Source organism: Actinokineospora spheciospongiae, from assembly GCF_000564855.1.
Classification (GTDB): Bacteria; Actinomycetota; Actinomycetes; order Mycobacteriales; family Pseudonocardiaceae; genus Actinokineospora; species Actinokineospora spheciospongiae.
Genome location: NZ_AYXG01000223.1, coordinates 1 through 22756, shown reverse-complemented (window position 1 = coordinate 22756; position 22756 = coordinate 1). Strand labels below are relative to the sequence as shown.

Here is a 22756-nt window from a genome sequence, read left to right as displayed (position 1 = left end):
CTAGGGCCTGTCCTGCGGATCTTCACTTGAGATGGAGGACGATGCAGGCGAGGATGATCTCGGCTCGGTGGTAGGCGGCTCGTTTGGCGAACCTGGTGGCCAGGCCGCGGAACTGCTTGAGCCGGTTGAAACAGCGTTCGACGACGTTGCGCATCTTGTAGATGTCGGTGTCGAAGGCCGGTGGCCTGCCACCGGCCGAGCCCTTGGCCTTGCGGTGGGCGACCTGGTCGACACGCTCGGGGATAGTGGCCTTGATCCGTCGCTGTCGTAGCGCGGTGCGGGTGCTCGGGTGGGCGTAGGCCTTGTCGGCGATCACCCGCCCGACCCGCACCCGCTGCCCGTCGACGTCGATGTCATCGATGTCCTCAAGCAGCGGCAGCAGTTGCGGGTTGTCCCCGGCCTGGCCGGGGGTGAGGATCACCGCCAGCGGCAGACCGGCCGCGTCGACGGCCAGATGGAGCTTGGTCGTCAGCCCTCCGCGGGAGCGTCCGAGGCATTCCCCGTCGATGGCGAGGTTCTCGATCCAGTCCGCGCAGCCCCCTTTTTCCGGGCACCGGCCGCGTGTTGGTGGGCCCGGATGCTCGTGGAGTCGACGCTGACCACGAAGGCCACGTTGTCCTCGAGTGTCCCGAGTGAGTCGTCTTTGACGATCACGTGCTCCAGTATCCGGTCCCACGTCCCGTCGGCGGTCCACTTCCGCAACCGTTCGTGCGCTGTCTTCCACGGCCCATACCGTCCTGGCAGGTCACGCCAGGGCGCGCCGGTGCGTTCCTTCCACAGGATCGCGTCGATCACCTGCCGGTGACTGCGCCACCGACCACCGCGCTGCCCGCTCTGCGCGGGCAGCAACGGCGCGATCGCAGCCCAGGCCTTGTCCGTCAGCTCACCACGTCCGACCACACCCCATCATCTGCACACGATCATGGGAAAGATCCGCAGGACACGCCCTAGCCGAACACCCCGGTGCCCACGTCTACCACTACGCGCCGTACGAGGCCACGGCGGTCAAGCGCCTCGCGGCCCTGCACGGCACCCGCGAGCAGGCCGTCGACGACCTGCTGCGCCGAGGGGCGCTGGTCGACCTGTACGCGGTGGTGCGCAAGGCCCTGCGCGTGTCGCAGCGCTCGTACTCCATCAAGTACCTGGAACCCCTCTACATGCCCACGGAACGTGAAGGAGACGTCAAGAACGCGGTCTCCAGCATCGAGGCGTACGAGGAATACCTGACCCTGACCCAACTCGGCCACCCCGAACGCGCCGACGAGGTCCTGCGCGGCATCGCCGACTACAACGAGTACGACTGCGTCTCCACGCTGGAGCTGTTCGGTTTCCTGCACCGGGTCCGGGTGGAACAGGGCATCGCCACCCGAGACCCGGAAGAACTCGCCCTCCCCGACGACGGCAAGGCCGAGGAGCGAGCCGAACGCGAAGCCCGCATCGCCGCCCTGGTCGCCCCCCTGCTCGACGGCCTCCCCGAGGACGTCGCGGACTTCACCGACGACCACCGCGCCCGCGCCCTGCTGGCCGCCGCCGTCGGCTACCACCGCCGCGAGTCCAACCCGGCGTGGTGGGAGTTCTTCCACCGCCTCCAGACCCCGCTGTCGGACCTGGAGGTCGACACCAACTGCGCGGTCCCGGTCGCGATCGAGGTGGGGGAGTGGGTCAAACCCACCGGCCGCCAACGCAAGTCCCGCCGCGAACTCCACCTGACCTGCGACCCCGACCGCCCCCACCCGTTCACCGCGGGCGACCAGGTCCGCCTCCGCTACGGCGCAGAGGGAACGGAAGCGAAGGTCACCCACGCCACCGCCGACCGCCTCACCGTCGAGGAGACAGCGGCGGTGGGCGAGGAATCCCACGCCACCCCCGCCGCGGTCCTCCCCGGACGCCCCATCTCCGCCACCCCCAAGGACAAGGCGATCGAAGAACTGGCCGAAACGGTCATCGCCACCCTCCCCACCCTCCCACCCCACCCCGGCATCGACCTCCTCCGCAGGCTCTCCCCCCGGATGCGCCGAGGCGGCCGCCTCCCCGATCCCGGCTTCGATCTGGTCGCCACGGTCATCGAGGCGGTGGACAACCTCGACAGGTCAGTCCTGGCCGTCCAAGGCCCACCCGGCGCGGGCAAGACCTACCTGGCGGGCCAACTCATCACCCACCTGATCCGCGCGGGCAAAACCGTCGCCGTCACCTCCACCAGCCACAAAGCGGTGGAGAACGTCCTCACCGCGGCCCTGACCACCGACCCCGACATCCCCGCCGCCAAGATCTCCAAGTCCAAGACCCCCGCCGAAGAACTCTGGGAAACCCCCAAGGACAACAAGGCCCTGGCGGCCTGGCGCGCCGACCACCCCGAAGGCCACCTGGTCGGCGGCACCGCCTGGACCTTCGCCAACCCGGCCCTGAAAGCCGACCCCTTCGACGTCCTCCTGATCGACGAGGCAGGCCAGTTCGCCCTGGCGGACGCCCTGGCGGTGTCCACGGCAACCCGGACGATGGTCCTGCTCGGAGACCCCCAGCAGCTCCCCCAGGTCGTCCAGGGAACCCACCCGGCGGGTGCGGACGCCTCAGCCCTCGGCCACCTCATCGGCGAAGCCGACGTCATCCCCCCGGAACTGGGCTACTTCCTCGACGAAACCCGCCGAATGCACCCGGCGGTCTGCAAGCCGGTGTCAGACCTGTCCTACGCGGGCCTCCTCCACGCCCACCCGACCGCCGCCGACCGCTCCGTCGACGGTGTCGCCCCGGGGTTGTACGTCTGCTCGGTCGAACACGAGGGCAACACGACGCGGTCTCCGGAGGAGGCCGTGGCTGTGGTTTCCACGGTGGCCGCCCTGATCGGTCGTTCGTGGAACGACCGGGGGGAGGTGCGGCCGTTAGGGGAGAAGGATTTCCTTGTGGTGGCGCCGTACAACTTGCAGTCCCGGGTGGTTTCGCGTGCGTTGGACCAGGCGGGGTTCGGTGGAGTGCGGGTTGGCACGGTGGATCGCTTTCAGGGCCAGGAAGCCCCCGTCGTCATCGCCACCATGACCTCCTCGTCGGCGGTCGACCTTCCCCGGGGCTTGGACTTTCTGCTGTCCCGCAACCGCCTCAACGTGGCCTTGTCCCGAGCCCAGGCGGTGGCGGTCCTGGTCTGCTCCCCGCACCTGGTCGAAGCCGACATTCGCACCATTCCGCAGATGCGCCTGGTCTCCGGCATGATCGGCCTCCTGGACGTCGCCACCCCTTGGTGATCCGCTGGGATGCCGCCGCTGCCGATCGGCTCGACCAAGCCCACCCGGACCCGGGCGGCCACCCCAGGTGCCTGATTTGCCGGGAATGCCTTCGGAAACCGTGCCCACGGCGGTGGTGCAGACCGCTTTCCCCAGCGGACGGTTGACCGAGCCGGGCAGGCCGGAGGGCTTCCAGAACCCGCTGCAGATCGTCAACGACCTCGGCAACATGATCAGTCCCATGATGCTGATGAACATCCAGAACACTGTCCGCGCCGTGCACGGTGGGGTGCTGGACATCATCGGCAGCAACGGCGCCTTCAAGGCCCACCCGCTGCCCGCGGGCTACGACCACCCGGGAGCATGACCATGCCCCAGCAAGGCCCCCGCTTCTCCGACGACCCAACCGCTACGCCGCACGCAACCCACCTCTGATGAGGACCACACTGAGCCGGTGCGCGGCGGCCGTGCACCCAGGGGTACCTCGCGCAGCTTCGACTTCTCGTGGGCGTCGGGCGGGCAGCGGTTCGAGTGCGGGCCAGTACGCGAGTGCGTTGGCGTGCATCGCCGAAGTCAGCAGACTGACGTCCGTCAGGGTATCGTCGTCGGCCGTCAGTTGCTGACGACGGCGAGGCGGTGGGTGAGGCGTTGGCGGTTCCCAGTGCCAGTCCCGTCAATTCCGGCTGACCGTCGATGGGGTGCCCGCCGGGCCGATGCGGACCTCGTGACCCGGCCGGTCATGTGCGCGGGCCAGGACCCCGTTCGAGGTCAGCGATCCGCCGGTTCGGTCATCGTGATGGCGCCCTCTCGCGCCGTCAGGACCACGTCCGCGTCGTACCGGCCTTCGCCGAGCGCGGCGACCTGGCCCAGGCTGACCATCCGCACGATCTCGTCGTCGCGCCGGAAGACCAGGAGGTTGCCGTCCTGGACGTAGTCCCCGCCGTGCGTGCCGTCGCCGTCGATTTCGGTGGGCTGGCCCAGTTCGCGTTCGATGCGCGCGCCGGATGCGGGGCCGAGGAGGATGTGCACGGAGGTCCAGTCGCCCGGGGCCAATTCCTTGAGCGGTCGTGAACCGCCCGCGCGGGCCAGTTCGGTGACAGACCGTTGCAGGGTCTCGTCGAATTCCACGGCTGCTCCCGAGGTGTCGCCGCCGCATCCCGCCAGCAGTGCCAGCAGGACGAGCAGGGTCGCGATCACACGCATGTCAGTACTGGTCCGGCTTCGCTGAGGGCCTGCCGGGGTCGCGGTCGTCGCCGCGTCCCGGGTTGTCGGTCGGCCAGGGGTTGTTCCTCGTGTCCCGGGTCTCGCCGGGGTTCACCTCGTTGGACGGCACGAGGGTGTCATCGTTGTCGATGACCACCATTCTGCCGTCTTTGACCGCCTGCTCCACGAGGGAGGCCAGTTCCTCGGGGCTCGCGTCCGGGTTGGCCCGCGCGATCTCGCGGCCCACCTCGTTGTTGTGCAGGTCCATGCCGACGGGAACCGGGTGGCTGGACGGGTTGCGCTCGTGGGCGGTGGCGAACTCGCCCGCCCACTCCTCGCCGTACCGCTGCGTCATCAGCGCGTTCCAGTAGGCGTGCCGGAAGGCGTCCGCGTGCCCGTCGGTCAGGCCCTTGCCCTCGAACCTGCCCTCCGCCACGTGCAGCGCGTCCTGCCGGAGGTCGGCGAACTCCTTGACCCCCAGCAGCCCCTTGCGCGCTTGCAGGTCGTCGAGCATGGCCGCCTCGGCCTCGGTGACCTGCTCCTTGGAGAACCCCGCCTGCTCGGCGAGCCAACCGGTCAGACCGCTGGGCCACGTCGTGGTGGCGTCGGTCCGGACCTGGTACTTCTCCAGCAGGTCGCGGTGGCGCTGCTCGTCGGTGACGTGGTCCTCGCCCGCCGCCGCGGCGTCGGCCAGCGTCGTCGCCCCCGCGTCGTCGATCTCGCCGGAGCGGATGCCCTGGAGCACGGAGTCCAGTTCGCTGTCGATCGCGGTCGCCTGAGCCAAGGTGGCCTGCACCTCCGCCTGCAAGACCACGGTGGTCAAGAAGCCCCCACCCGCCGCCACGACCTCACCGTTGACGATCCGCATGCCGTTGCGGGCGGCCTGGTCCTCGACCGCCTCGACCCTGACGACCAACTCCCGCACGGCGTGCTCGGTGTCGTCGATGACCTTCACCGCCGCGGACAACCGCGAGGCCAACTCCTCCAGGCCCTGGCGCCGGGCGCGCAGGTCGTTGTCAGCGGCCTCCGCCGCTTCCCCCGCCCACCCGGCGGGCTTGCTGCCGTCGAGCTCGTCCTGTAGACCGACAACGAGGTTGCGCCGCGCCACCAAGTGGTCGCCCACCTGCCCGACGGCATCGGCCCGCCACTGCCTGACCTCGTCCCAGGTGGCCATCAGCGACCTCCCATCCGCCCGAAGCCGTCCGCCGCGGCATCCTCCTGGGCCTGGTAGGCCTCAGCCGAGGCAGCCAGCGCGGTCGCGTACGAATCCATGCCCTCGGCCCACCGCGTACTCGTGTCCTCCCACTGCGGCCCGAGTTCGCGGGCCGTCGCGCCGGACGCCGCCCCGGGCAGCGCGGTGGCCAAGTCCGCCACCCGACCCAACTCCAGTGCCCGCACGACTCCCGCAGCCTGTCGCGCGGCGGCGGCCGCGGCGCGCAGCACATCGGGACCCACGTCGAAACCGGTCATTTCACCCCCAGTGGAATCCCACCGAAGGTATCAGCACGGGTGCTCGCTGTGACCGGGGTTCGACGAAATCGGAGCTGCGGTGGGGGCCGAGGAGATCATCACCGGCTTGTCTCCTCCTGGGGCGGTGCCAGGGCGGGAGGGTCAGGAGGTGGGGGTCGGGGTGGCGGAGAGGCAGGGTTGGTCAGGATCGCCGACCATCTCCAGGGTCCGCAGGCACCAGCGGCCCGAGTCAAAGGTGAGCAGGCCGCTGTCGGTGGACCAGGAGCAGTGGCTCAGGTCGCCGTTGTCGATCGCGATGATCATGTCCGTGGGCAGCTTTCTCCCGGTCGCCGGAGACGTCCGCGCCGCGCAATCCACATCCCCGATCCGCCGAACCCGTCACAGCCCGGGTGGCTCCCGCCTGCGACAGCACGGCCTGGTCACTCACCCTCGACGGCTTGATCTGTAGACGGGCAGCACCGCCCGGCGATCCAGGTTGAACCTCGGACACATCAGAAATCGGGGATGGTTCCCCACTGGAAAGTGCCCGAGGGGGCTTGTGCGCCCCTGGCTGCCGCCGGGTGCCTCGCGCGGCTTCGGACTTCCTCACGGCCGCCGGGTGGGCAGTGGGCCGAGTCCAGGCCAGCGCGCGAGTGCGCGGGCGCGCATCGCCGAGGTCAGCAGGCCGAATTGCGCCAAGGCGCCGTCGTCGGCGGTCAGTTCGCTGACCACGCCGAGGCGGTGGATGAGGCGTTGGCGGGCGGTGGCGGTGCCCCAGTGCCAGTCCCGGGTGGTGGCTTCGGCCAGGTGGTCGACGGTGCCGCGTTGGGCTCCGGGAACCAGGGCGTCGCCCCGGAGCAGCCAGCCCGCGCAGGCGTCGGTGGTGCTGGGGAGGGTGGTGCCGGTGGTGGTGAGCCAGGTTGTCCGATAGGCGGTTTCGGCGGCGTGCAGGAGGTGTGGGGGCGGGGCGGTGGCGCACCAGCAGGTGGGGAAGCCGATGCGGAGGTAGGCGAGTTCGACCAGGCCGTTGCCCAGGGAGGCCTGTTCGAAGTCGATGAACCTGACGCCTGCGGTGGTGTGCATGTCGTTGCCGGGGCAGGGGTCGCCGTGGAGGAGGGCGGTGGTGGGCATGGTGCGCAGGCGTTCGAGCAGGGCGTTCAATTCGTCTTGGACGCCGGGGGTGGTGGGGACGTCGAGGTGGTGGGCGAGGCGGAGGAAGGCGTCGGCGTCGGTGGGGGTTGGGGCGGACCAGGTGGGGAGGGGTGCGTCGGGGTCGATGGTGGCGTGGAGGCGGGCCAGGGTGGTGGCGTGGTCGATCAGCCAGTCCTCAGCGGGGTGGTGGTGTTCCAGGTGTTCCAGGACCAGCACGTGGTGCTCCGGGTCGGTTGCGAGCAGCGAGGGGGCGACCGGGGGTGTTGCTCGGGAAGCCAACTGCAGGGCGGTGACCTCGCGGGTGTAGCGGTCGGCCGCTTCCGGGTCTGCCACCAACTGCTTGACCACGGCGGGTGTTCCGGCCAGCTCCACCCGCCACACCCGTGATCGGGGGCTGCTGTCCAGTGGGACCACCGCGGTCGGTGAACCCAGTTCGGCTCGCAGGCGCTCCCCGAACGGGAGGTCACCGCTCTCGCCCGCGCCCTTCAGCACCATCTTTCGAGCATATCCACGGCACCGCCCTGTTCGGCGCCGGGAGCGGTGGCGCGACAGGTGCTGCGGACGGTGTCAACCTTCCCGGCTCGGTGGTCTGGCGCGGACGGCGCCAATGCTCGCGGTGACCACCAACGCTGTAGCCGCTGCCTCCACCAGGGTCAGGGCCTGGCCCAGGACCGCGAAGCCGACCACCGTGGCGATGGCGGGGGTCAGGCACATCAGCACGGCGAACGTGCCCGCCGGGAGGGTTCGCAGGGCGCGCAGTTCCAGCGAGTACGGCAGCGCCGAGGACAGCACCGCCACGACGAGCCCCAGGCCCAGCACCACCGGGTCCGCCAGCGCCTGGCCCGCCGTGGACAGGCCCAGGGGCAGGGTGGCGACCGCTGCCACGACCAGGGCCAGTGCCAGGCCGTCGGTCTTGGGGAAGCGGCCCGCCGTTCGTTGGGACAGCACGATGTACGCCGCCCACATCGCGCCCGCTCCGAGGGCGAAGGCGACGCCGGGGAGGTCCAGGCCCGTGGTCAGGCCCGCGCGGCTGAGGGTGGCCACGCCTGCCAGGGCGAGGGTTGCCCACAGCCAGCGGCGGGTGGTGGCGACCGCCAGGACCAGGGGGCCGAGCACTTCGAAGGTGACTGCCGCGCCGAGGGGGATTCGGGCGACGGCCAGGTAGAACAGGGTGTTCATCGTGGCCAGGGCGAGGCCGAAGCCGACGATCACCAGCCAGTCCGCGCGGGTGTGGCCGCGCCAGCGGGGGCGGCAGGTGATCGCGAGCAGGATCGCGGAGAAGGCCAGGCGGAGCATGACCATGCCGAGGGCGCCCGCTCGGGGGAAGAGCAGGCCCGCGACGGCCGCGCCGGAGGGTTGGCAGAAGGCGCCGGTCACGACCATGGCCACGGCGGCTGCTCGGGGGGTGGTCCGGGTTGCCAGGGTTGTCACGGCGGTGACCGTATGCAGGATGGACCACTCCGCGGAAATGCTGTTTCACCAGCGGTTATGCTCTACAGGCATGTCGGTTGAGCTGCGTCACCTGCGGGCGTTCCTGGCGATCGCCGAGGAGGGGACGATCAGTCGGGCCGCGGTGCGGTTGCACCTGAGCCAGCCCGCTGTGTCGCGGACGTTGCAGCAACTGGAGGCGCACCTGGGGGTTCGGTTGGTCGACCGGTCCACCCACCACGTGCGCTTGACGCCCGCCGGGATGGCCACGCGGGTCCGGGCCGAGGCGGCGGTGGCCGCTGTGGACGACGTGTTGGACGCCGGGAAGTTGGGGAGTTGGCCGTTGCGGGTGGGGCACGCCTGGTCGGCTTTCGGGGAGTACACCGTTCCGCTGCTGCGGGCTTGGCGGGCCGCTCACCCGGAGACCGCGTTGGAGTTGAACCGGGTGGACGACCGGACCGCCGGGCTGGTGCGGGGGCGGGTGGACGCCGCGCTGCTGCGGGGGCAGGTGCGGGTTGCCGGGCTGCACACCGAGGTGCTGCTCAGCGAACCCCGGTTGGCCGCCGTGCCCGCGAGCGGGCCGTTGGCCGGGCGGGCTTCGGTGGGGTTGGCGGACCTGGTGGGGGAGACGATCGCGGTCAACCCGGTGTCGGGGACCACCAGCCTGGACCTGTGGCCCGCTGACCGGCGGCCCGCCGAGGCCGTCGAGGTGTTGAGCACCGACGACTGGATCACCCTGATCGGTGCCGGGCACGCCGTGGGGATCACCACGACCGCCACCGTCAGCACCTACCCGCACGCGGAGGTGGCCTACGTGCCGTTGACGGGCGTGGCCCCGGTTCCCCTGGTGCTGGCCTGGACCACACCGCCCAGTCATCCGATGGTGTGGGCGCTGGCGGAGTTGGCCCGGGCCGTGGTGGGCCGAGGGCCTGGAGGGGGCGGCCGGTGATCACGCGGGCGATCGGGAAGCCCGGGGGGTCCGGGTCGGTGGAGCGCGGGGCGAGGTGGGGGTGCGGGTCCGCCGCGTTTCGGCGGGGGAGGGCGACGACCGCCCTTTTCGTGACTATCGTTCGCTTCTTGGGCGGTGTCCCGTGGATTAACCCACCCGGGTGAGGGTGGGCGGGTCTGGGCGCGGGGGGCCTCTAGAGTCTCGCGGATGCGTGTGGTGATCGCGGGCGGCCACAGCGGCGCGGGCCTGCGCCTGGCCTCCCTCCTGTCCGCCCGGGGCGACGCGGTGGTCGCCCTCGTCCCCTCCGACCGGCACCGCGCCGACGTCCGCGCCCACGGCGCCCGACCCGTCGTCCTCGACTCGCGCGGGCTGGTGGAGACCCTGCCCGGGGCCGACGCCGTGGTGTTCACCGGGGGCACCGCGCTCGGGCCGACCGAGCGCCCGGCCGCCCTGGCGTTCGCCGACGGGGTCGGGGCGCTGGGCATCCGCCGCTACGTGCTGCTGAGCACGATGGCGGGGGAGGCGCGGGCCGACGACAGCCCGGAACGGGCCGAGTACCTGCGGACCAAGGCCGAGACCGAGGCCGAGATCGCCTGCCGCGACCTGGACTGGACCATCGTGCGGGCCGGGCGGATGACCGACGACCCGGGGTCCGGGTTGGTCAGCCTCGGGGGAGGGGTGTCCGAGGGGGAGGTGCCCCGGGCGGACGTGGCCGCCGTGCTGGCCGCGCTGGTGACGGGGCCGTGGTGCGTGCGGCGGACCGTGGGGTTGGTCGGTGGGAGCACCCCGGTGGACGACGCGGTGCGGGCGCCCGTGGATTGACGGTGGGGGCGCGGCCTCGGCAGGTGGAGACAGCTCGGCACGACCCGACGGCGGGCAACCGCGGTTTTACCCCCGCGCACCCCGTGCGGGCGGGAAACGTGGCAGCGTGGCGGTATGGACCTGAACACTGTGGTCGAGGTGCGCGACCCGCGCGTGCCCGGCCCCTGGCTGCCCGGTGACGCCTGGCTGGCCGGGGGCACGCAGCTTTTCTCCGAGCCGCAGCCCCTGGTGCGCAGGCTGGTGGACCTGACGAGGTTCGGGTGGCCCCCGGTGACCCTGGGCGGTGACCTGGAACTGGCCGCGACCTGCACGATCGCCGAGTTGTCCCGGTTCGGGCGGGACAGTGGGCTGCCGGTGGCCGAGTTGGTGGAGCAGTGCTGCCGGGCGTTCCTTGCCTCCTTCAAGGTCTGGAACACCGCCACCGTCGGCGGGAACCTGTGCAACGCGCTGCCCGCCGGGCCGATGATCTCGCTGACCGCCGCCCTCGACGGGGTCTGCCTGCTCCGGACCGGCGGCGGGGAGCGGCGAGTGCCGGTGGTCGACTTCGTGCGCGGGGCGGGGGAGTCCGTGCTGACCGACGGTGAGCTGCTGCGCTCGATCACCATCCCCGAGGCCGCGTTGCACCGCAGGTCCGCCTTCCGGCAGGTGTCCCTGCACGCCCACGGCCGCTCCGGCGCCCTGCTGATCGGCACCGCCGACACCGGGTTCGCGCTCACCATCACCGCCGCCACCCCGCGCCCGGTGCGCCTCGACTTCCCCACCGCGCCCACCGCGGCCGAGCTGCGTTCCGCCATCCTGGGCACCGTGACCGACTGGTACGACGACATCCACGGCCTGCCCGCGTGGCGGCGGCACATGGTGTTGCGGCTGGCCGAGGAGATCCGGGAGGAGTTGGCGTGACCGGCTTCGAGGTCCGGGTGAACGGCCGGACGCACGACGACGCCCCTCGGCCCGGGCAGTGCCTGCGGACCTACCTGCGCGGGCACGGGTGGTTCGGGGTCAAGAAGGGGTGCGACGCCGGGGACTGCGGCGCCTGCACCGTCCACGTCGACGGCACGCCCGTGCACAGTTGCCTCTACCCGGCCCTGCGCGCCGACGGCAAGCAGGTGACCACTGTGGAGGGTCTGGCCACCGACGGCGAACTGCACCCGGTGCAGGAGCAGTTCCTGGCCGCGCAGGGGTTCCAGTGCGGTTTCTGCACCGCCGGGTTCCTCATAACCGCCGCCGCCCTCGACGACGAGGGGCGGGCCGACCTGCCGAGGGCGCTCAAGGGGAACCTCTGCCGCTGCACCGGGTACCGGGCCATCGAGGACGCGATCACCGGCGTCAAGCACGTGGAGGAGCCCGCCGACGGGGAAGCGGTCGGTCGCAACCTGGGGGCACCCGCCGGGCCGCAGGTGGTCACCGGGACGGCCCGCTACACCTTCGACGTGGACGTGCCGGGGTTGCTGCACATCAAGCTGGTGCGCTCCCCGCACGCGCACGCGCGGATCACCGGCATCGACACCGCCGCCGCGCTCGCCGTGCCCGGGGTGCGGGTCGTGCTGACCCACGAGGACGCCCCGCAGCGGCTGTACTCCAGCGCGCAGCACGAGATCGTCGAGGACGACCCGTGCGACACCCGGGTCTTCGACGACGTGGTGCGCCACGTCGGGCAGCGGGTGGCGGCCGTGGTCGGGGAGACCGAGGCCGCCGCCGAGGCGGGGGCGCGGCTGGTGCGGGTGGACTACGAGGTGCTGCCCGCGGTGACCGACGCGCACGCCGCGATGCGCCCCGGGGCGCCGGTGGTGCACGACAAGGACCCGGTCGAGGCGCGGATCGCCCGGCCCGCCGACAACGTGCTCGCCGAGCTGCACGACGAGTTCGGCGACTTCGCCGCCGGGCTGGCCGAGGCGGACGCGGTGTACCGGGGCACCTTCCGCACCCCCCGCGCCCAGCACGCCGCCCTGGAGACGCACGGCGCGCTGGCCTGGTTCGACGCGGAGACCGGCAGGCTCACCGTGCGGACCAGCACGCAGACGCCGTTCCTGACCAGGCGCTCCCTGTGCGCGCTGTTCGACCTGCCCGAATCCGACCTGCGGGTGGTCGCCGGGCGGGTCGGCGGCGGGTTCGGCGGCAAGCAGGAGATGCTGGTCGAGGACGTCGTGGTGCTGGCCGCGCTGCGGTTGCGGGAGCCGGTGAAGCTGGAGCTGACCCGGTCCGAGCAGTTCTCCGGCTCCACCACCCGCCACCCGTTCACCGTGGAGGTGGAGGTCGGCGCCAAGGCGGACGGCACGTTGACCGCGCTGCGCGTGCACGTCGTCAGCGACACCGGGGCGTACGGCAACCACGGCCCCGGCGTGCTGTTCCACTCCTGCGGGGAATCGATCGCCGCGTACCGCTGCCCGAACAAGCGCACCGACGCGTACGCCGTCTACACCCACAACGTGCCCTCCGGGGCCTACCGGGGTTACGGTCTGGGGCAGGTCATCTTCGCCGTGGAGTCCGCTTTGGACGAACTGGCGCACCGGCTCGGCATCGACCCGCTGCTGCTGCGCGAACGCAGCGCCGTCCGCGACGGCGATCCCCTGACCACGGCGTCGGGCGCCGAGGAAGACCTGCTGATCGGCAGCTACGGGCTTGACCAGTGCCTGGACGTGGTGCGCGCGGCGCGGGCCGAACCGGTCGGGCCGGTGCCCGGGGGGTGGCTGGTCGGCGACGGCGCGGCGCTGTCGATGATCGCCACCGCCCCGCCGCGCGGGCACTTCGGGGAGGCGCGGCTGCGGCTGCTCGCCGACGGGACCTTCGAGCTGTCGGTGGGGACGGCGGAGTTCGGCAACGGCTCCACCACCGTGCACCGGCAGCTCGCGGCGAGCGCGCTGGGGGTGGCGACCTCGCGGGTGTCGATCCGGCAGTCCGACACCGACCTGGTCCGGCACGACACCGGGGCGTTCGGGTCGACCGGGGTGGTGATCGCCGGGACGGCGGTGCTGCGCGCGGCCGAGGCGATGGTCGGCGCGCTGCTCGGCGCCGCCGCTGAGCGGTCCGGTGTGGACGTATCGCGGTGCGCGCTGGTGGGTCGGGGGGTCGACTGCGGTGGGCGGGTGGTGCCGTTCTCGGAGCTGGCCGCCGGGGAGCCGCTGACGACGACCGGTCACTGCGACGGGACGCCGCGGTCGGTCGCGTTCAACGTGCACTGGTTCCGGCTGGCCGTCGACCCGGGCACCGGGGAGGTCCGCGTGCTGCGCAGCGTGCACGCCGCCGACGCCGGGCAGGTGCTCAACCCGATGCAGTGCCGCGGGCAGGTGGAGGGCGGTGTGGCGCAGGGGTTCGGCGCCGCGGTGGCCGAGCACGTCGACACCGGGGCGGACGGCGCGGTCACCACGGCGGCGTTCCGGCAGTACCACGTGCCGACCTTCGCCGACGTGCCGCGCACGGAGGTCCACTTCGCCGACGTGACCGACCCGCTGGGGCCGTTGGGGGCGAAGTCGATGAGCGAGAGCCCGTTCAACCCGGTCGCCCCCGCCTACGCCAACGCCCTGCGCGCCGCCACCGGGGTGCGGTTCACCGACCTGCCGCTGACCCGGGACCGGGTCTGGCTGGGTTTGTCGCGGGACTGATCGCCAACCGGCGGGAGACGGCGCCGAGGAAGTCGGCGTCGTCGAGCAGGTCGGTCCCGCCCGGGACGGCGGCGGCGTGCGCGGTCGGGGGCGCACCGCCCGCCCGGGAGCGCAGGGCAGCGACCACCGCGGCGGCCTCCACGGCGGCGGCCAGCTCCCGGCCGGTGAGGCCCGCGGCGACGGCCGCGGCGTGGGCGGCCGCCGCGGTCTCGCGGCAGCGGTGGGGGCGCAGGGCCAGCAGGCCGTCGCGGATCTCGATGACGCGGCGGTACAGGCGCGGCCGCAGGTTGCCCAGCACGAGCGCGTCGGGCACTGCGGGCGGGTCGAGGGCGATGCCCGGGTCGGCGCGGTGCAGGGCCCGCCACAGCGGTCCCAGCCTGCGGTGCAGGCGGTAGCGGCGCAGCCAGCCCAGGCAGGCGGGGAGCGCGGCGGCCAGCAGGACCAGCAGGTACGCCGTGGTGGGCAGCACCTTGCCGGGGAGGGCGGTGCGGCCGAAGGGGAACTCGAATCCCAGCCTCGGCGCCGTGGCCAGGGCGGACTTGTTCACCAGGTACAGCAGGCCGAGGGCCGCGCCCGCGGCGACCAGGCGCAGGCTGATCGCCGTGGTCCGGTCCTGCGCCTGCCGGGCGTGGCGCAGGCCGAGGTGGACCAGTGCGGCCAGTGCCGGTGCCTGGGCGAGCGCGTAGACCAGGCAGTACTCCATGACCCACGGGGATTGGGGGAACGTGTCGGGCATGGTCACGAACAGGGCGCACATCAGGGTGGCTGCGCCCGCCGCCCACCCCGCCTGCCACCGGGCGCCGCGTGGGTGGCCGTTGACCAGGGCCAGGAACGCCTGGCCCGCCCACACGGCCAGGACCATGCCCAGGTGGCTGACCAGGCGGGCGGCGTGCGGGACGCCGACGAGGTCGCCGAGGGCGGTGGCCGCGGCCGGGATCTGGGCGGTCAGGGAGCAGGCCAGGCCGAGCAGCACCAGGCGCACACAGCGGCGGGTGGGGTCGCCCGCGCTCCACCTGCTCAGCAGGAGCAGCCAGGCCACCGCGGCGGGTGCCCACTGGCGGAGCGGTTCAGCCACGGGCCCCGCCGCCGGGGTGTCGGCTGCCGGTCCTCGGGTGGACCTGTTCCGCCGGGGCGCGCGCCGCGTGCTGCCGGTCGCCCGGGCACCCGGCCCCGGTGGTGTCGGAGGTGGGCGGTTCAGACAAGGCTGTCGCCGCCCAGGGCACCGCGGAGGCGGGTGGTGAGGGTGGTGCCCGGTGCTTCGCGGTGGCGGATGAGGTAGGCCAGGTGTTCGGCCTCGCGCTCCTCGGCGCCCGCGTGGCCCGCCCGGCCCGCCCGGCCGAGGACGCGGCGGACCACGTCGGGGTCGAGGTCGGGGAGCAGGGCGCGGGCCTGGTCGGCCAGCGGGATCGAGATCCGGTGGTCGCAGAGCAGGTGGGCCAGTTCGTGCAGGACGATGTGGTCGCGGTGCGGTGGGGTGGTGTCGCTCTCGTGGAAGATGAGGTCGGCGGTGTCGGTGGCCACCCACATGCCGCAGACCCCGGTCAGCCCGGCCATCGGCACCAGCCGGATGGGCCTGCCGCGCCGCTCGGCGACCCGCGCGCACAGCGCGGCCGCGTCGAACGGGGTCGGGACCGGCAGTTCGCGCAGCAGCGCCGCGTGCCGCCTGCGCACCGCCGCCCGGCTCAGGGGGCGGTGGGTGGCGACACCTCCAGCCATGGGCACAGCCTATCGGCAGTGCCCGGCGGGGCACAGGTCCTTGGCGGGATCTGGGGCTGTTCGCGGGGCGCCGGGTCCGGCAGGTGGTCGACCGCGACCGGACGCGGCTGCCCGCCGTCGCTGCGGGCAGCCGCGTCTGCGCGCGGGGATCAGGCCGGGACCGCCACGGGGGTGCGCAGGGGGGCGCTGACCGCGTGCAGGTGGCGCAGCACGTGGCCGTAGGTGGCGGCGAGGCCGCACTCGGTGTACTCGATGCCGTGCTCGGCGCAGTAGCGCTCGACGATGGGCTTCGCGCGGCGCAGGTTCATCCTGGGCATGGTGGGGAACAGGTGGTGCTCGATCTGGTAGTTGAGGCCGCCCGTGGCGAACTCGACCAGGCGACCGCCGCTGATGTTGCGGGAGGTGAGGACCTGGCGGTGCAGGAAGTCGATGCGCTGGCCCGCGGCGATCGTCGGCATTCCCTTGTGGCCGGGGGCGAAGGAGCAGCCCATGTAGAGGCCCCACAGGCACTGGTGCACGAGGATGAACACAACGCCGGTCAGCGGGGACAGCACCAGGAACACCGCGGTCAGGTACACCGCGAAGTGGCCCAGCAGGAGGAACATCTCCACGCGCCTGCCGCGCAGTTCCTTGCGGCGCAGCGACTGCACGGCGTTCACGTGCAGACTGAAGCCCTCCAGCAGCAGCAGCGGGAAGAACAGGTATGCCTGGTGCTTGGCCATCCAGCGCAGGAAACCGCGCTTCTCCAGGCTCTGGCCGGTGGTGAAGGCCAGCACGGCGATGTTGACGTCGGGGTCGGTCTCTTCGTGGTTGGGGGCCTGGTGGTGGCGGTTGTGCTGGTCGATCCAGGCGCCGAAGCTCATGCCGACCATGCCGCCGTGCCAGAGGCCGATGGCGGTGTTGGCGCGCTTGCTGCTGAAGATCTGGTGGTGCCCGGCGTCGTGGCCGACGAAGGCGAGCTGGGCGAACATCACCGCGAAGAAGACCGCGACGAGCAGTTGCCACCAGGAGTCGCCCAGGGCGGCGAAGGCGACGCAGCCCGCGGCGAAGGCGACCATGTTGAGCGCGATGCGCAGGACGTAGCGCCCGTTGCGGCGGTCGAGCAGGCCCTCGGCGCGGATGGCCCGGGCCAGTTCGGCGTAGTTGCCGACGGCCGTGGCCGGTGTGTCGAGCGACGTCACGTGCCGCCACCATTCCTGGGTCGTGAGTGGGTGGGAGTCGGGGCGGTATGGCGTCCGGCGTCGGCGACGGAAGGTCGGCCGGACCGCCAACCCGCGATACGCCGTCGACACCGCCACCGTACACGGGCGCATGGGCTGTGTCGCGGTGCCCGAAGGCCTTCCGGCCCACCGTCCTCGACCGACTGCGGGGTAGGTTCACGTCCCCTTGTCCAGCCTGGTGGGAGCCGCTTCGGACACTCGGGACCGCCGCCCACCGCACGCTGACCAGCGTCTGTCTGTCCGACCGCGGCCGTGAACTGTTCACCCGACTTTGTTCGACTGACTAAGCTGGTTAGTTACTTCGTTGATAGTCTGGGTTTCGTGAACCCGGCAGAGCGCCCCGCGCGGCGGTGTGCCGCGATCTCGGCAGGTGTGTCCACCCCCGGTGCCGACAACGACGTCATGGAGCGGTTGCAGGAGGTCGGCGTGCTGACGGTGGTGGTCGAGCAGCGGCTGGGGCGGGCGCTGGGGATCAACCCCACGGACCTGGCCGCGATGGACCGGCTGATCACCGAGGGACCGCTGACCGGCCGGGAGTTGGCCGACCGGCTGCGGATCTCCACGGCGGCCAGCACGCACGTGGTGGACCGGCTGGAGCGGGCCGGGCACGTGCGGCGGCGCGCGCACGAGACCGACCGGCGCAAGGTGCTCGTCGACCCCGTCGAGGAGTCCGTCGTCCGCCTGCTCGACCACCTGCGACCACTGCTCGACGGGGTGGAGCGGCTGGTGGGCGCGCTCAGCCCCGCCGACCGCGAGGTGGTGTCGCGGTTCCTGGGTGACGTCGTCGCGGTCTACACCTCCGCCGCCGACGCCATGACCGCAGACCGACCGGTTTCCTGGATCGAGGGGAACTCCTGATGAGCCGCACTGTCCTGATCCGCGTCGGCGCCCACTTCGCCACCCCGCCCGCCGAGGCGATCGACCTGCCGGACTACGCGGTCGCGTCCGCCTGAGCGTCGTCGAGCAGTTCGGCGACCCGGCGGTGGGCGCCCGCCGGGTCGGTGGTGAAGTCCTCGGGGGTGGGCAGGGTCGCGGTCATGCCCCAGACCCGGCCCCGCGCCCAGGTGGCGTCGTCCACGCCGAGGGCTTCGCGGTAGGCGGCGCGGTGCCGGGCGGGGACCGACGCCCAGGCGGCGATCAAGTCGCAGGCCGGGTCGCCGACGGCCACCGTCCCGAAGTCGATGACCGCGACCAGGCGGCCGTCGCGGACCAGCAGGTTCCCCGGGGCGGGGTCGCCGTGGACCCAGACCGGCGGGTGCGACCACGCGGGGGCGGCCAGCCCCGCTTCCCGGACGGCGGTCAGACCGTCCACATCGGTCAGACCGGTCAGGGCTTCGAGCTTCGGGCGGAGGCGTTCGGCCACGATCGCCGAATCCCGCTCGTCGGCGACGGCGACACCGCGGAAGCCGTTGCTCCACTGCGGTGGCGGGCCGCCGGTCGCATCGATCGCCCGCAGCGCGCGGAAGAAGCCCGCCAGGGCCAGGACGGAGTCCTCGGTGGGGGTGAAGCCCACCGCATCCTCGCCGTCGAGCCACTCGATGATCGACCAGGGGAACGGGTAACCCTCGCCCGGCTCGCCCTGGAAGACCGGCGTGGGCACGGCCAGGGGGAGGTGCGGGGCGAGGACGGGCAGCCAACGCTGCTCGCGGGTGACCTGCTCCTCCCAGCGGGGGTACCTCGGCAGCCGGATCGAGAGCCGGTCGCCGACGCGGAAGGTCATGTTGTCCCAGCCGGGTTTCGCCACCGGCGCCACCGCCAGATCGGACCACTGTGGACACTGTGCGGCCAGCAGCCGCCGGACCAGTGGCACATCGATGTCGACCGTCAACGCGGGCGCCCTCCCTCGTGGTGTCCGACCATCACAGCGGGGGAGGGCGGGCGCTGTCCACCGGGTTTCAGCCCAGGCGGGTCCCGTACTCGGCGAACCACGGCAGCGTCTCCGCGTTCGTGACCGCGCCGGGGGAGGTCACCTGCTCCGGCGGGGCGCCCTGGAGGATGCGCTTCACCGGGACCTCCAGCTTCTTGCCGGTCAGCGTGCGCGGCACGGCGGCCACGGCCACGATGTCGTCGGGCACGTGCCGGGGCGACAGCTCGGTGCGGATGGCCGCCCGCAGCCGGGCGCGCAGGTCGTCATCCAGTTCCGCGCCACCGGTGAGCACCACGAACAGCGGCATGGCGTAGCCGCCGTCGGGGAGTTCGGCGCCGATGACCAGGCTGTCGGCGACCTCCGGGAAGCGCTCGACCACGGCGTAGATGTCCGCCGACCCCATCCGCACGCCCATCCGGTTCAGCGTGGAGTCCGAGCGGCCCGAAACGACCAGGCTGCCGTCGGCGTGCACCGTCACCCAGTCGCCGTGGCGCCACACACCGGGGAACACGTCGAAGTAACCCGCCCGGTACCGCTCGCCGCCCGGGTCGTCGACGAACCGCAACGGCATCGACGGCAGCGGCTCGGTCACCACGAGTTCACCCTGCTCACCCACCAGCGGCACCCCGTCCGGGCTCCACGACGCCAGCGCCACCCCGAGCGCGGGAGCGGGGATGCGTCCGGTATGGACGGGCAGGTCCGCCGCCGCGCCCGCCAGGGCCGAGCACACGTCGGTGCCGCCGCAGATCGACTGCAACCACACGTCCGCGCTGACGCCGCGGTACACCCAGCGCCACGCCGAGGGCGGCATGGTCGACCCGGTCTGCAACACCGACCGCAGCCGCGACAGGTCGAACCGCGCCCCCGGCTCCGCCCCGGACTTCTCACCCGCCACCAGGTACCCGGCGCCGACACCGAGCACGGTGGTGCCGGTCAGCGCGGCGACCCGCCACGCCTGGTCCACGTCCGGGTGCGTCGGGCTGCCGTCGTAGAGCACGACCGTGGCACCGTGCAGCAGCCCGCCGACCAGGTAGTTCCACACCATCCAGCTCGTCGAGGTGACGAACCCGAACCGGTCGTCGCCGGTGATGCCCGCGCACAGCCCCAGCGACTTCAACAGCTCCACCACGATCCCGCCGTGGCCCTGCACGATCCCCTTCGGCAGGCCGGTCGTGCCCGAGGACCACAGCACCCACAGCGGGTCGTCGAACGCGGTGTCGGCGAACTCCGGTTCACCCCCGGGCTCCGGCCACGCCCGGGTGACCACGCCCGGGCGGTCGGGCCACTCGCCGCTCACGGTGAGCAGCAGCCGCACCGAGGGCAGTCCGTCCAGCAGTTCCGCCGCGTGCTCCCGCCGGTCGAAGCGCTTGCCGCCGTACACGTAGCCCTCGCCCGCGAGCAGCGCCACCGGCTCCACCTGCCGGAACCGGGCGAGCACGCTGGCGATCCCGAAGTCCGGCGAGCACGCCGTCCACACAGCTCCGACGGCCGCCGTCGCCAGCACCCCGACCACGGCCTCCCGGACGTTCGGCAGGTACGCGGCGACGTGGTCACCCGGCCGGACGCCTTCCGCGCGCAGCAGCGCGGACACCGCCGCCACCTCCGCGCGCAACCGCTCCCAGGAGGTCTCCACCGGCTCGCCGCGCTCGTCCACGCCGATCAGCGCCGGGCGGTCGGTGCGCGCACCTGCCAGGCACCGCTCGGCGAAGTTGAGCCGCGCCCCGCTGAACCACCGCGCCCCCGGCATCTCCCGCCGGGGCAGCACCTCCTCGTAGGAGCTGACCCGGTCGAGGCCGTAGTACTCCCAGACCGCGCCCCAGAACTCCGCCGGGTGCTCGGCACTCCACTCCCACAGCTCCAGGTAACCGCCGAACCCCAACCCCCGGGACGCGGCGAGCCACCGCAGGAAGTCGGCCAGGGGTGACCCGGCCACCTGCTCGGCCGTGGGCCGCCACAACACCTCAGCGCTGTCCGTCACCCCGCCGATCCTAGGGCGCCCCCAGCGGCTCAGAAAGCTCACCGCATCCACCATGTGGGAACGGAATCCGCTGTCCCAGGACCACGTTGTCCCCGGTGACTGGAACACACGCGGGAAGGACGACCATGGGCTTCACGGCGCAGTGGCAGGACTGGAAGACGGCCAGGGAACGCGACCTCGCCGAGCCGCACGGCTGGCTGGCGCTGGTGTCGCTGGACTGGCTGGAGGACGAGCCGCGCGAGTACCCCGGCCTGCCCGGCCGCTGGTGGCAGGACGCCGACGCCGCCCACGTCGACCCGCAGGGGGCGGTGCTGGAGCACGAGGGCACCGCGCTCACCGGGGTGCACCGGTTCGAGCTGGTCAACAGCGGCCCCGGCACCCGGGTCAGCAGCGGTGACCTGGAGATCGAGGTCGCCAGGCGCGGCGGGTACCTGATCCGCGTGCACGACCCCAAGGCCGAAGCCGTCCGCGCCTTCCGGGGCGTGCCCAGCTACGAGCCGCAGGAGTCCTGGGTCCTGGAGGGCACCTACGAACCGTTCGACGAGCCCCGCCCCACCACGGTAGGCGCGGTCGTCGCGGGCCTGACGCACGTCTACACCGCCCCCGGCGTCGTCCGCTTCACCCACGACGGCACCGAGCACACCCTGACGGCGTTCAACGGCAAGAAGGACGGCTTCAGCATCCTGTTCACCGACGCCACCAGCGGCGTCACCACCTACGCCGCGAACCGCTCGCTGAGCGTGCCGGAACCCGACGAGCGGGGCCGGGTGCGCCTGGACTTCAACCGCGCGGTCAACCTGCCGTGCGCGTTCACCGAGTACGCGACCTGCCCGCTGCCGCCCGAGGGCAACCGGCTCCCGTTCGCCGTCGAGGCCGGGGAGAAGATCCCGCACGAGGCCCACTGACGCCCGCCCCGGTGCGGCCCGCAGGACGCCGAGGCGGATCTGGCCGCTGCGGTGCCGCACCAGGGCAGGCGCGGTTGATCCACCCGATCGTGGTGACTCGTTCACGTGCGATCGCTACGTTGGGCGCGTCGTCCACGAGAGGGGTCGAGATGCGCTCGTTCATGGCGGTGGTGCTCCTGGTCGCGGGCCTGGTGCTGCCCGGCGCACCCGCGCGGGCAGCCGAGTTCTCCTTCCTGAACCTGAGCTTCAACCTGTGCGGCAACAAGTGCAACGGCGGCAGACCCGCCGTCGCCGACTCCACCGCCGACGCCATCCTCGACCGCCCGACCCGCCCGCGCACCGCCACCCTCCAAGAAGTGTGCGCGGGCCAGGCCCAACGCCTCCGCACCCGCCTGGGCGCCGCGGGCTACAAGGTCATCCACGTCCCCACCGCCCACCGGTGCGACGACGGGTCGGACTACGGGATCGCCCTGGTCCACCGGGGCGAAGCCGCCTGGCACCGGGTGCACCCACTGCCCAACCCGGGCGGCCACGAGCCGCGCAAGGCGGTCTGCGCCATGCTGCGCGCCCCGGCCACCCTCGCCCGCTCCACCCACATCGACTTCCACGCCGACGGCACCCGGGGCGCCCAGATCAGGGAAATTGCCACCCTGGTCGCCGACTTCACCGCAGCGGGCCACGCCACCTACATCGGCGGCGACTTCAACGCAGAACCCACCGACGACCAACTGGACCCCCTGTACCTCCCCGCCTACGGCGGCGGCGCCACCGGCAGGCTCACCGAGGCGACAGGCTGCTGCACCCGAGGCGGCCCCGCCACCGCCGACGGCGGCCGCAAGATCGACTACACCTTCGCCCTGGCGGGCAAGTTCAACCCGGACTGGATCGACGTCGTCCCCACCGACCAGTCTGACCACCACAAGGTGTGGTCCCGCTTCACCCTGCGCTGACCACCCCACGAAGCCACCCCGCCCACCACGGACCCGGCCGCCGACCACCCCCGAACCGCCCACCTGGCAGCCAGCCACGCCGAACTCCGCCGGGCGCAGCGGCGGGCACCCCACACACCGGCGGCCTGGCGGCCAACCACGCGAAGCGCCAGCGGCGCAGCGGCCGACCACCCTGCCACCCGCCGGCTTGGCGACCCGTCACGCCGAACCCCACAAGCGCAGCCGCCAGCCACCCCGAAAACCGCCGGCCCAGCGGCCAGCCACCTCGAACCCCATCGGGCGCAGCCAGCGATCACCCCGAAAACC

At 72.6% G+C, this 22756-nt stretch carries 19 protein-coding genes and 2 pseudogenes; 9 read left to right on the top strand and 12 right to left on the bottom strand.

Annotated features, from left to right (window positions below; all coding sequences use genetic code 11):
• Positions 1 to 22: 22 nt before the first annotated feature.
• Positions 23 to 900, bottom strand: a pseudogene (locus tag UO65_RS35155) (IS5 family transposase).
• Between the two features lie 35 nt (positions 901 to 935).
• On the opposite strand from UO65_RS35155, the pseudogene UO65_RS28245 reads away from it, so the two are divergent.
• Positions 936 to 3233: pseudogene (locus tag UO65_RS28245) on the top strand (DEAD/DEAH box helicase); the annotation flags it as partial.
• A gap of 85 nt (positions 3234 to 3318) precedes the next feature.
• The gene (locus UO65_RS28240) at positions 3319 to 3579 is read left to right on the top strand and encodes a hypothetical protein (RefSeq protein ID WP_152552327.1); all 261 of its coding nucleotides are present in this window, start codon (positions 3319 to 3321) and stop codon (positions 3577 to 3579) included.
• A gap of 401 nt (positions 3580 to 3980) precedes the next feature.
• Here UO65_RS28240 and UO65_RS28235 read toward each other — a convergent pair whose 3' ends face one another.
• The 6 genes from UO65_RS28235 to UO65_RS28215 all read right to left on the bottom strand — a co-directional run bounded on the left by UO65_RS28235 (position 3981) and on the right by UO65_RS28215 (position 8447).
• A complete protein-coding gene (locus UO65_RS28235; protein WP_233427878.1) occupies positions 3981 to 4415 on the bottom strand; it encodes a hypothetical protein in 435 nt (144 codons plus the stop codon).
• Position 4416: 1 nt separating this feature from the next.
• The gene (locus tag UO65_RS28230; protein ID WP_035288463.1) at positions 4417 to 5589 is read right to left on the bottom strand and encodes a DUF6973 domain-containing protein; all 1173 of its coding nucleotides are present in this window, start codon (positions 5587 to 5589) and stop codon (positions 4417 to 4419) included.
• Positions 5589 to 5885 (bottom strand): hypothetical protein, encoded by a 297-nt coding sequence (locus UO65_RS28225; protein WP_035288461.1) that lies wholly within the window; start codon positions 5883 to 5885, stop codon positions 5589 to 5591. The genes UO65_RS28230 and UO65_RS28225 overlap by 1 nt, the downstream gene beginning before the upstream one ends.
• Before the next feature lie 141 nt (positions 5886 to 6026).
• Positions 6027 to 6188: a hypothetical protein gene (locus UO65_RS37055; RefSeq protein WP_161784531.1), complete on the bottom strand. Its 162-nt coding sequence runs from the start codon at positions 6186 to 6188 to the stop codon at positions 6027 to 6029.
• Between the two features lie 282 nt (positions 6189 to 6470).
• Positions 6471 to 7511 (bottom strand): aminoglycoside phosphotransferase family protein, encoded by a 1041-nt coding sequence (locus UO65_RS38760; RefSeq protein WP_035288459.1) that lies wholly within the window; start codon positions 7509 to 7511, stop codon positions 6471 to 6473.
• Between the two features lie 72 nt (positions 7512 to 7583).
• A complete protein-coding gene (locus UO65_RS28215; RefSeq protein WP_233427877.1) occupies positions 7584 to 8447 on the bottom strand; it encodes an EamA family transporter in 864 nt (287 codons plus the stop codon).
• Between the two features lie 70 nt (positions 8448 to 8517).
• Here UO65_RS28215 and UO65_RS28210 point away from each other — a divergent pair, with 70 nt between their 5' ends.
• From UO65_RS28210 to UO65_RS28195, 4 genes are all read left to right on the top strand, one after another.
• Complete coding sequence (locus UO65_RS28210) at positions 8518 to 9393, top strand: LysR family transcriptional regulator (protein ID WP_152552326.1); 876 nt, start codon at positions 8518 to 8520, stop codon at positions 9391 to 9393.
• Positions 9394 to 9600: 207 nt separating this feature from the next.
• Complete coding sequence (locus tag UO65_RS28205) at positions 9601 to 10215, top strand: NAD(P)H-binding protein (protein ID WP_035288455.1); 615 nt, start codon at positions 9601 to 9603, stop codon at positions 10213 to 10215.
• Between the two features lie 114 nt (positions 10216 to 10329).
• Positions 10330 to 11115, top strand: coding sequence for an FAD binding domain-containing protein (locus UO65_RS28200; RefSeq protein WP_035288453.1), 786 nt, complete (start codon positions 10330 to 10332; stop codon positions 11113 to 11115).
• Positions 11112 to 13814 (top strand): molybdopterin-dependent oxidoreductase, encoded by a 2703-nt coding sequence (locus tag UO65_RS28195; RefSeq protein ID WP_035288451.1) that lies wholly within the window; start codon positions 11112 to 11114, stop codon positions 13812 to 13814. The genes UO65_RS28200 and UO65_RS28195 overlap by 4 nt, the downstream gene beginning before the upstream one ends.
• Here UO65_RS28195 and UO65_RS36325 read toward each other — a convergent pair.
• The 3 genes from UO65_RS36325 to UO65_RS28180 form a co-directional block, all read right to left on the bottom strand.
• On the bottom strand, positions 13759 to 14889 hold the full coding sequence (locus UO65_RS36325) for an MAB_1171c family putative transporter (protein WP_035288449.1): 1131 nt from the start codon (positions 14887 to 14889) through the stop codon (positions 13759 to 13761). The two genes, UO65_RS28195 and UO65_RS36325, sit on opposite strands and share 56 nt — an antisense overlap.
• A gap of 119 nt (positions 14890 to 15008) precedes the next feature.
• Complete coding sequence (locus tag UO65_RS37050) at positions 15009 to 15530, bottom strand: hypothetical protein (RefSeq protein WP_161784530.1); 522 nt, start codon at positions 15528 to 15530, stop codon at positions 15009 to 15011.
• A 149-nt stretch (positions 15531 to 15679) separates the two neighbouring features.
• The gene (locus UO65_RS28180; RefSeq protein ID WP_035288447.1) at positions 15680 to 16711 is read right to left on the bottom strand and encodes a fatty acid desaturase family protein; all 1032 of its coding nucleotides are present in this window, start codon (positions 16709 to 16711) and stop codon (positions 15680 to 15682) included.
• Positions 16712 to 17071: 360 nt separating this feature from the next.
• On the opposite strand from UO65_RS28180, the gene UO65_RS28175 reads away from it, so the two are divergent.
• Positions 17072 to 17608: a MarR family winged helix-turn-helix transcriptional regulator gene (locus UO65_RS28175; protein ID WP_233427876.1), complete on the top strand. Its 537-nt coding sequence runs from the start codon at positions 17072 to 17074 to the stop codon at positions 17606 to 17608.
• Positions 17609 to 17681: 73 nt separating this feature from the next.
• Here the strand turns inward: UO65_RS28175 and UO65_RS28170 are convergent, their stop codons facing one another.
• The gene (locus UO65_RS28170; protein WP_035288445.1) at positions 17682 to 18578 is read right to left on the bottom strand and encodes an aminoglycoside phosphotransferase family protein; all 897 of its coding nucleotides are present in this window, start codon (positions 18576 to 18578) and stop codon (positions 17682 to 17684) included.
• 67 nt (positions 18579 to 18645) lie between these two features.
• Positions 18646 to 20595: an acetoacetate--CoA ligase gene (locus UO65_RS28165; RefSeq protein WP_035288443.1), complete on the bottom strand. Its 1950-nt coding sequence runs from the start codon at positions 20593 to 20595 to the stop codon at positions 18646 to 18648.
• Positions 20596 to 20720: 125 nt separating this feature from the next.
• Between UO65_RS28165 and UO65_RS28160 the strand changes: the two genes are divergently transcribed.
• A complete protein-coding gene (locus tag UO65_RS28160) occupies positions 20721 to 21500 on the top strand; it encodes a DUF1684 domain-containing protein (RefSeq protein ID WP_035288441.1) in 780 nt (259 codons plus the stop codon).
• Between the two features lie 149 nt (positions 21501 to 21649).
• Positions 21650 to 22450 carry an endonuclease/exonuclease/phosphatase family protein gene (locus UO65_RS28155; protein ID WP_035288439.1) on the top strand — a complete coding sequence of 267 codons (801 nt, stop codon included), beginning with the start codon at positions 21650 to 21652 and terminating at the stop codon, positions 22448 to 22450.
• Positions 22451 to 22756 lie beyond the last annotated feature (306 nt).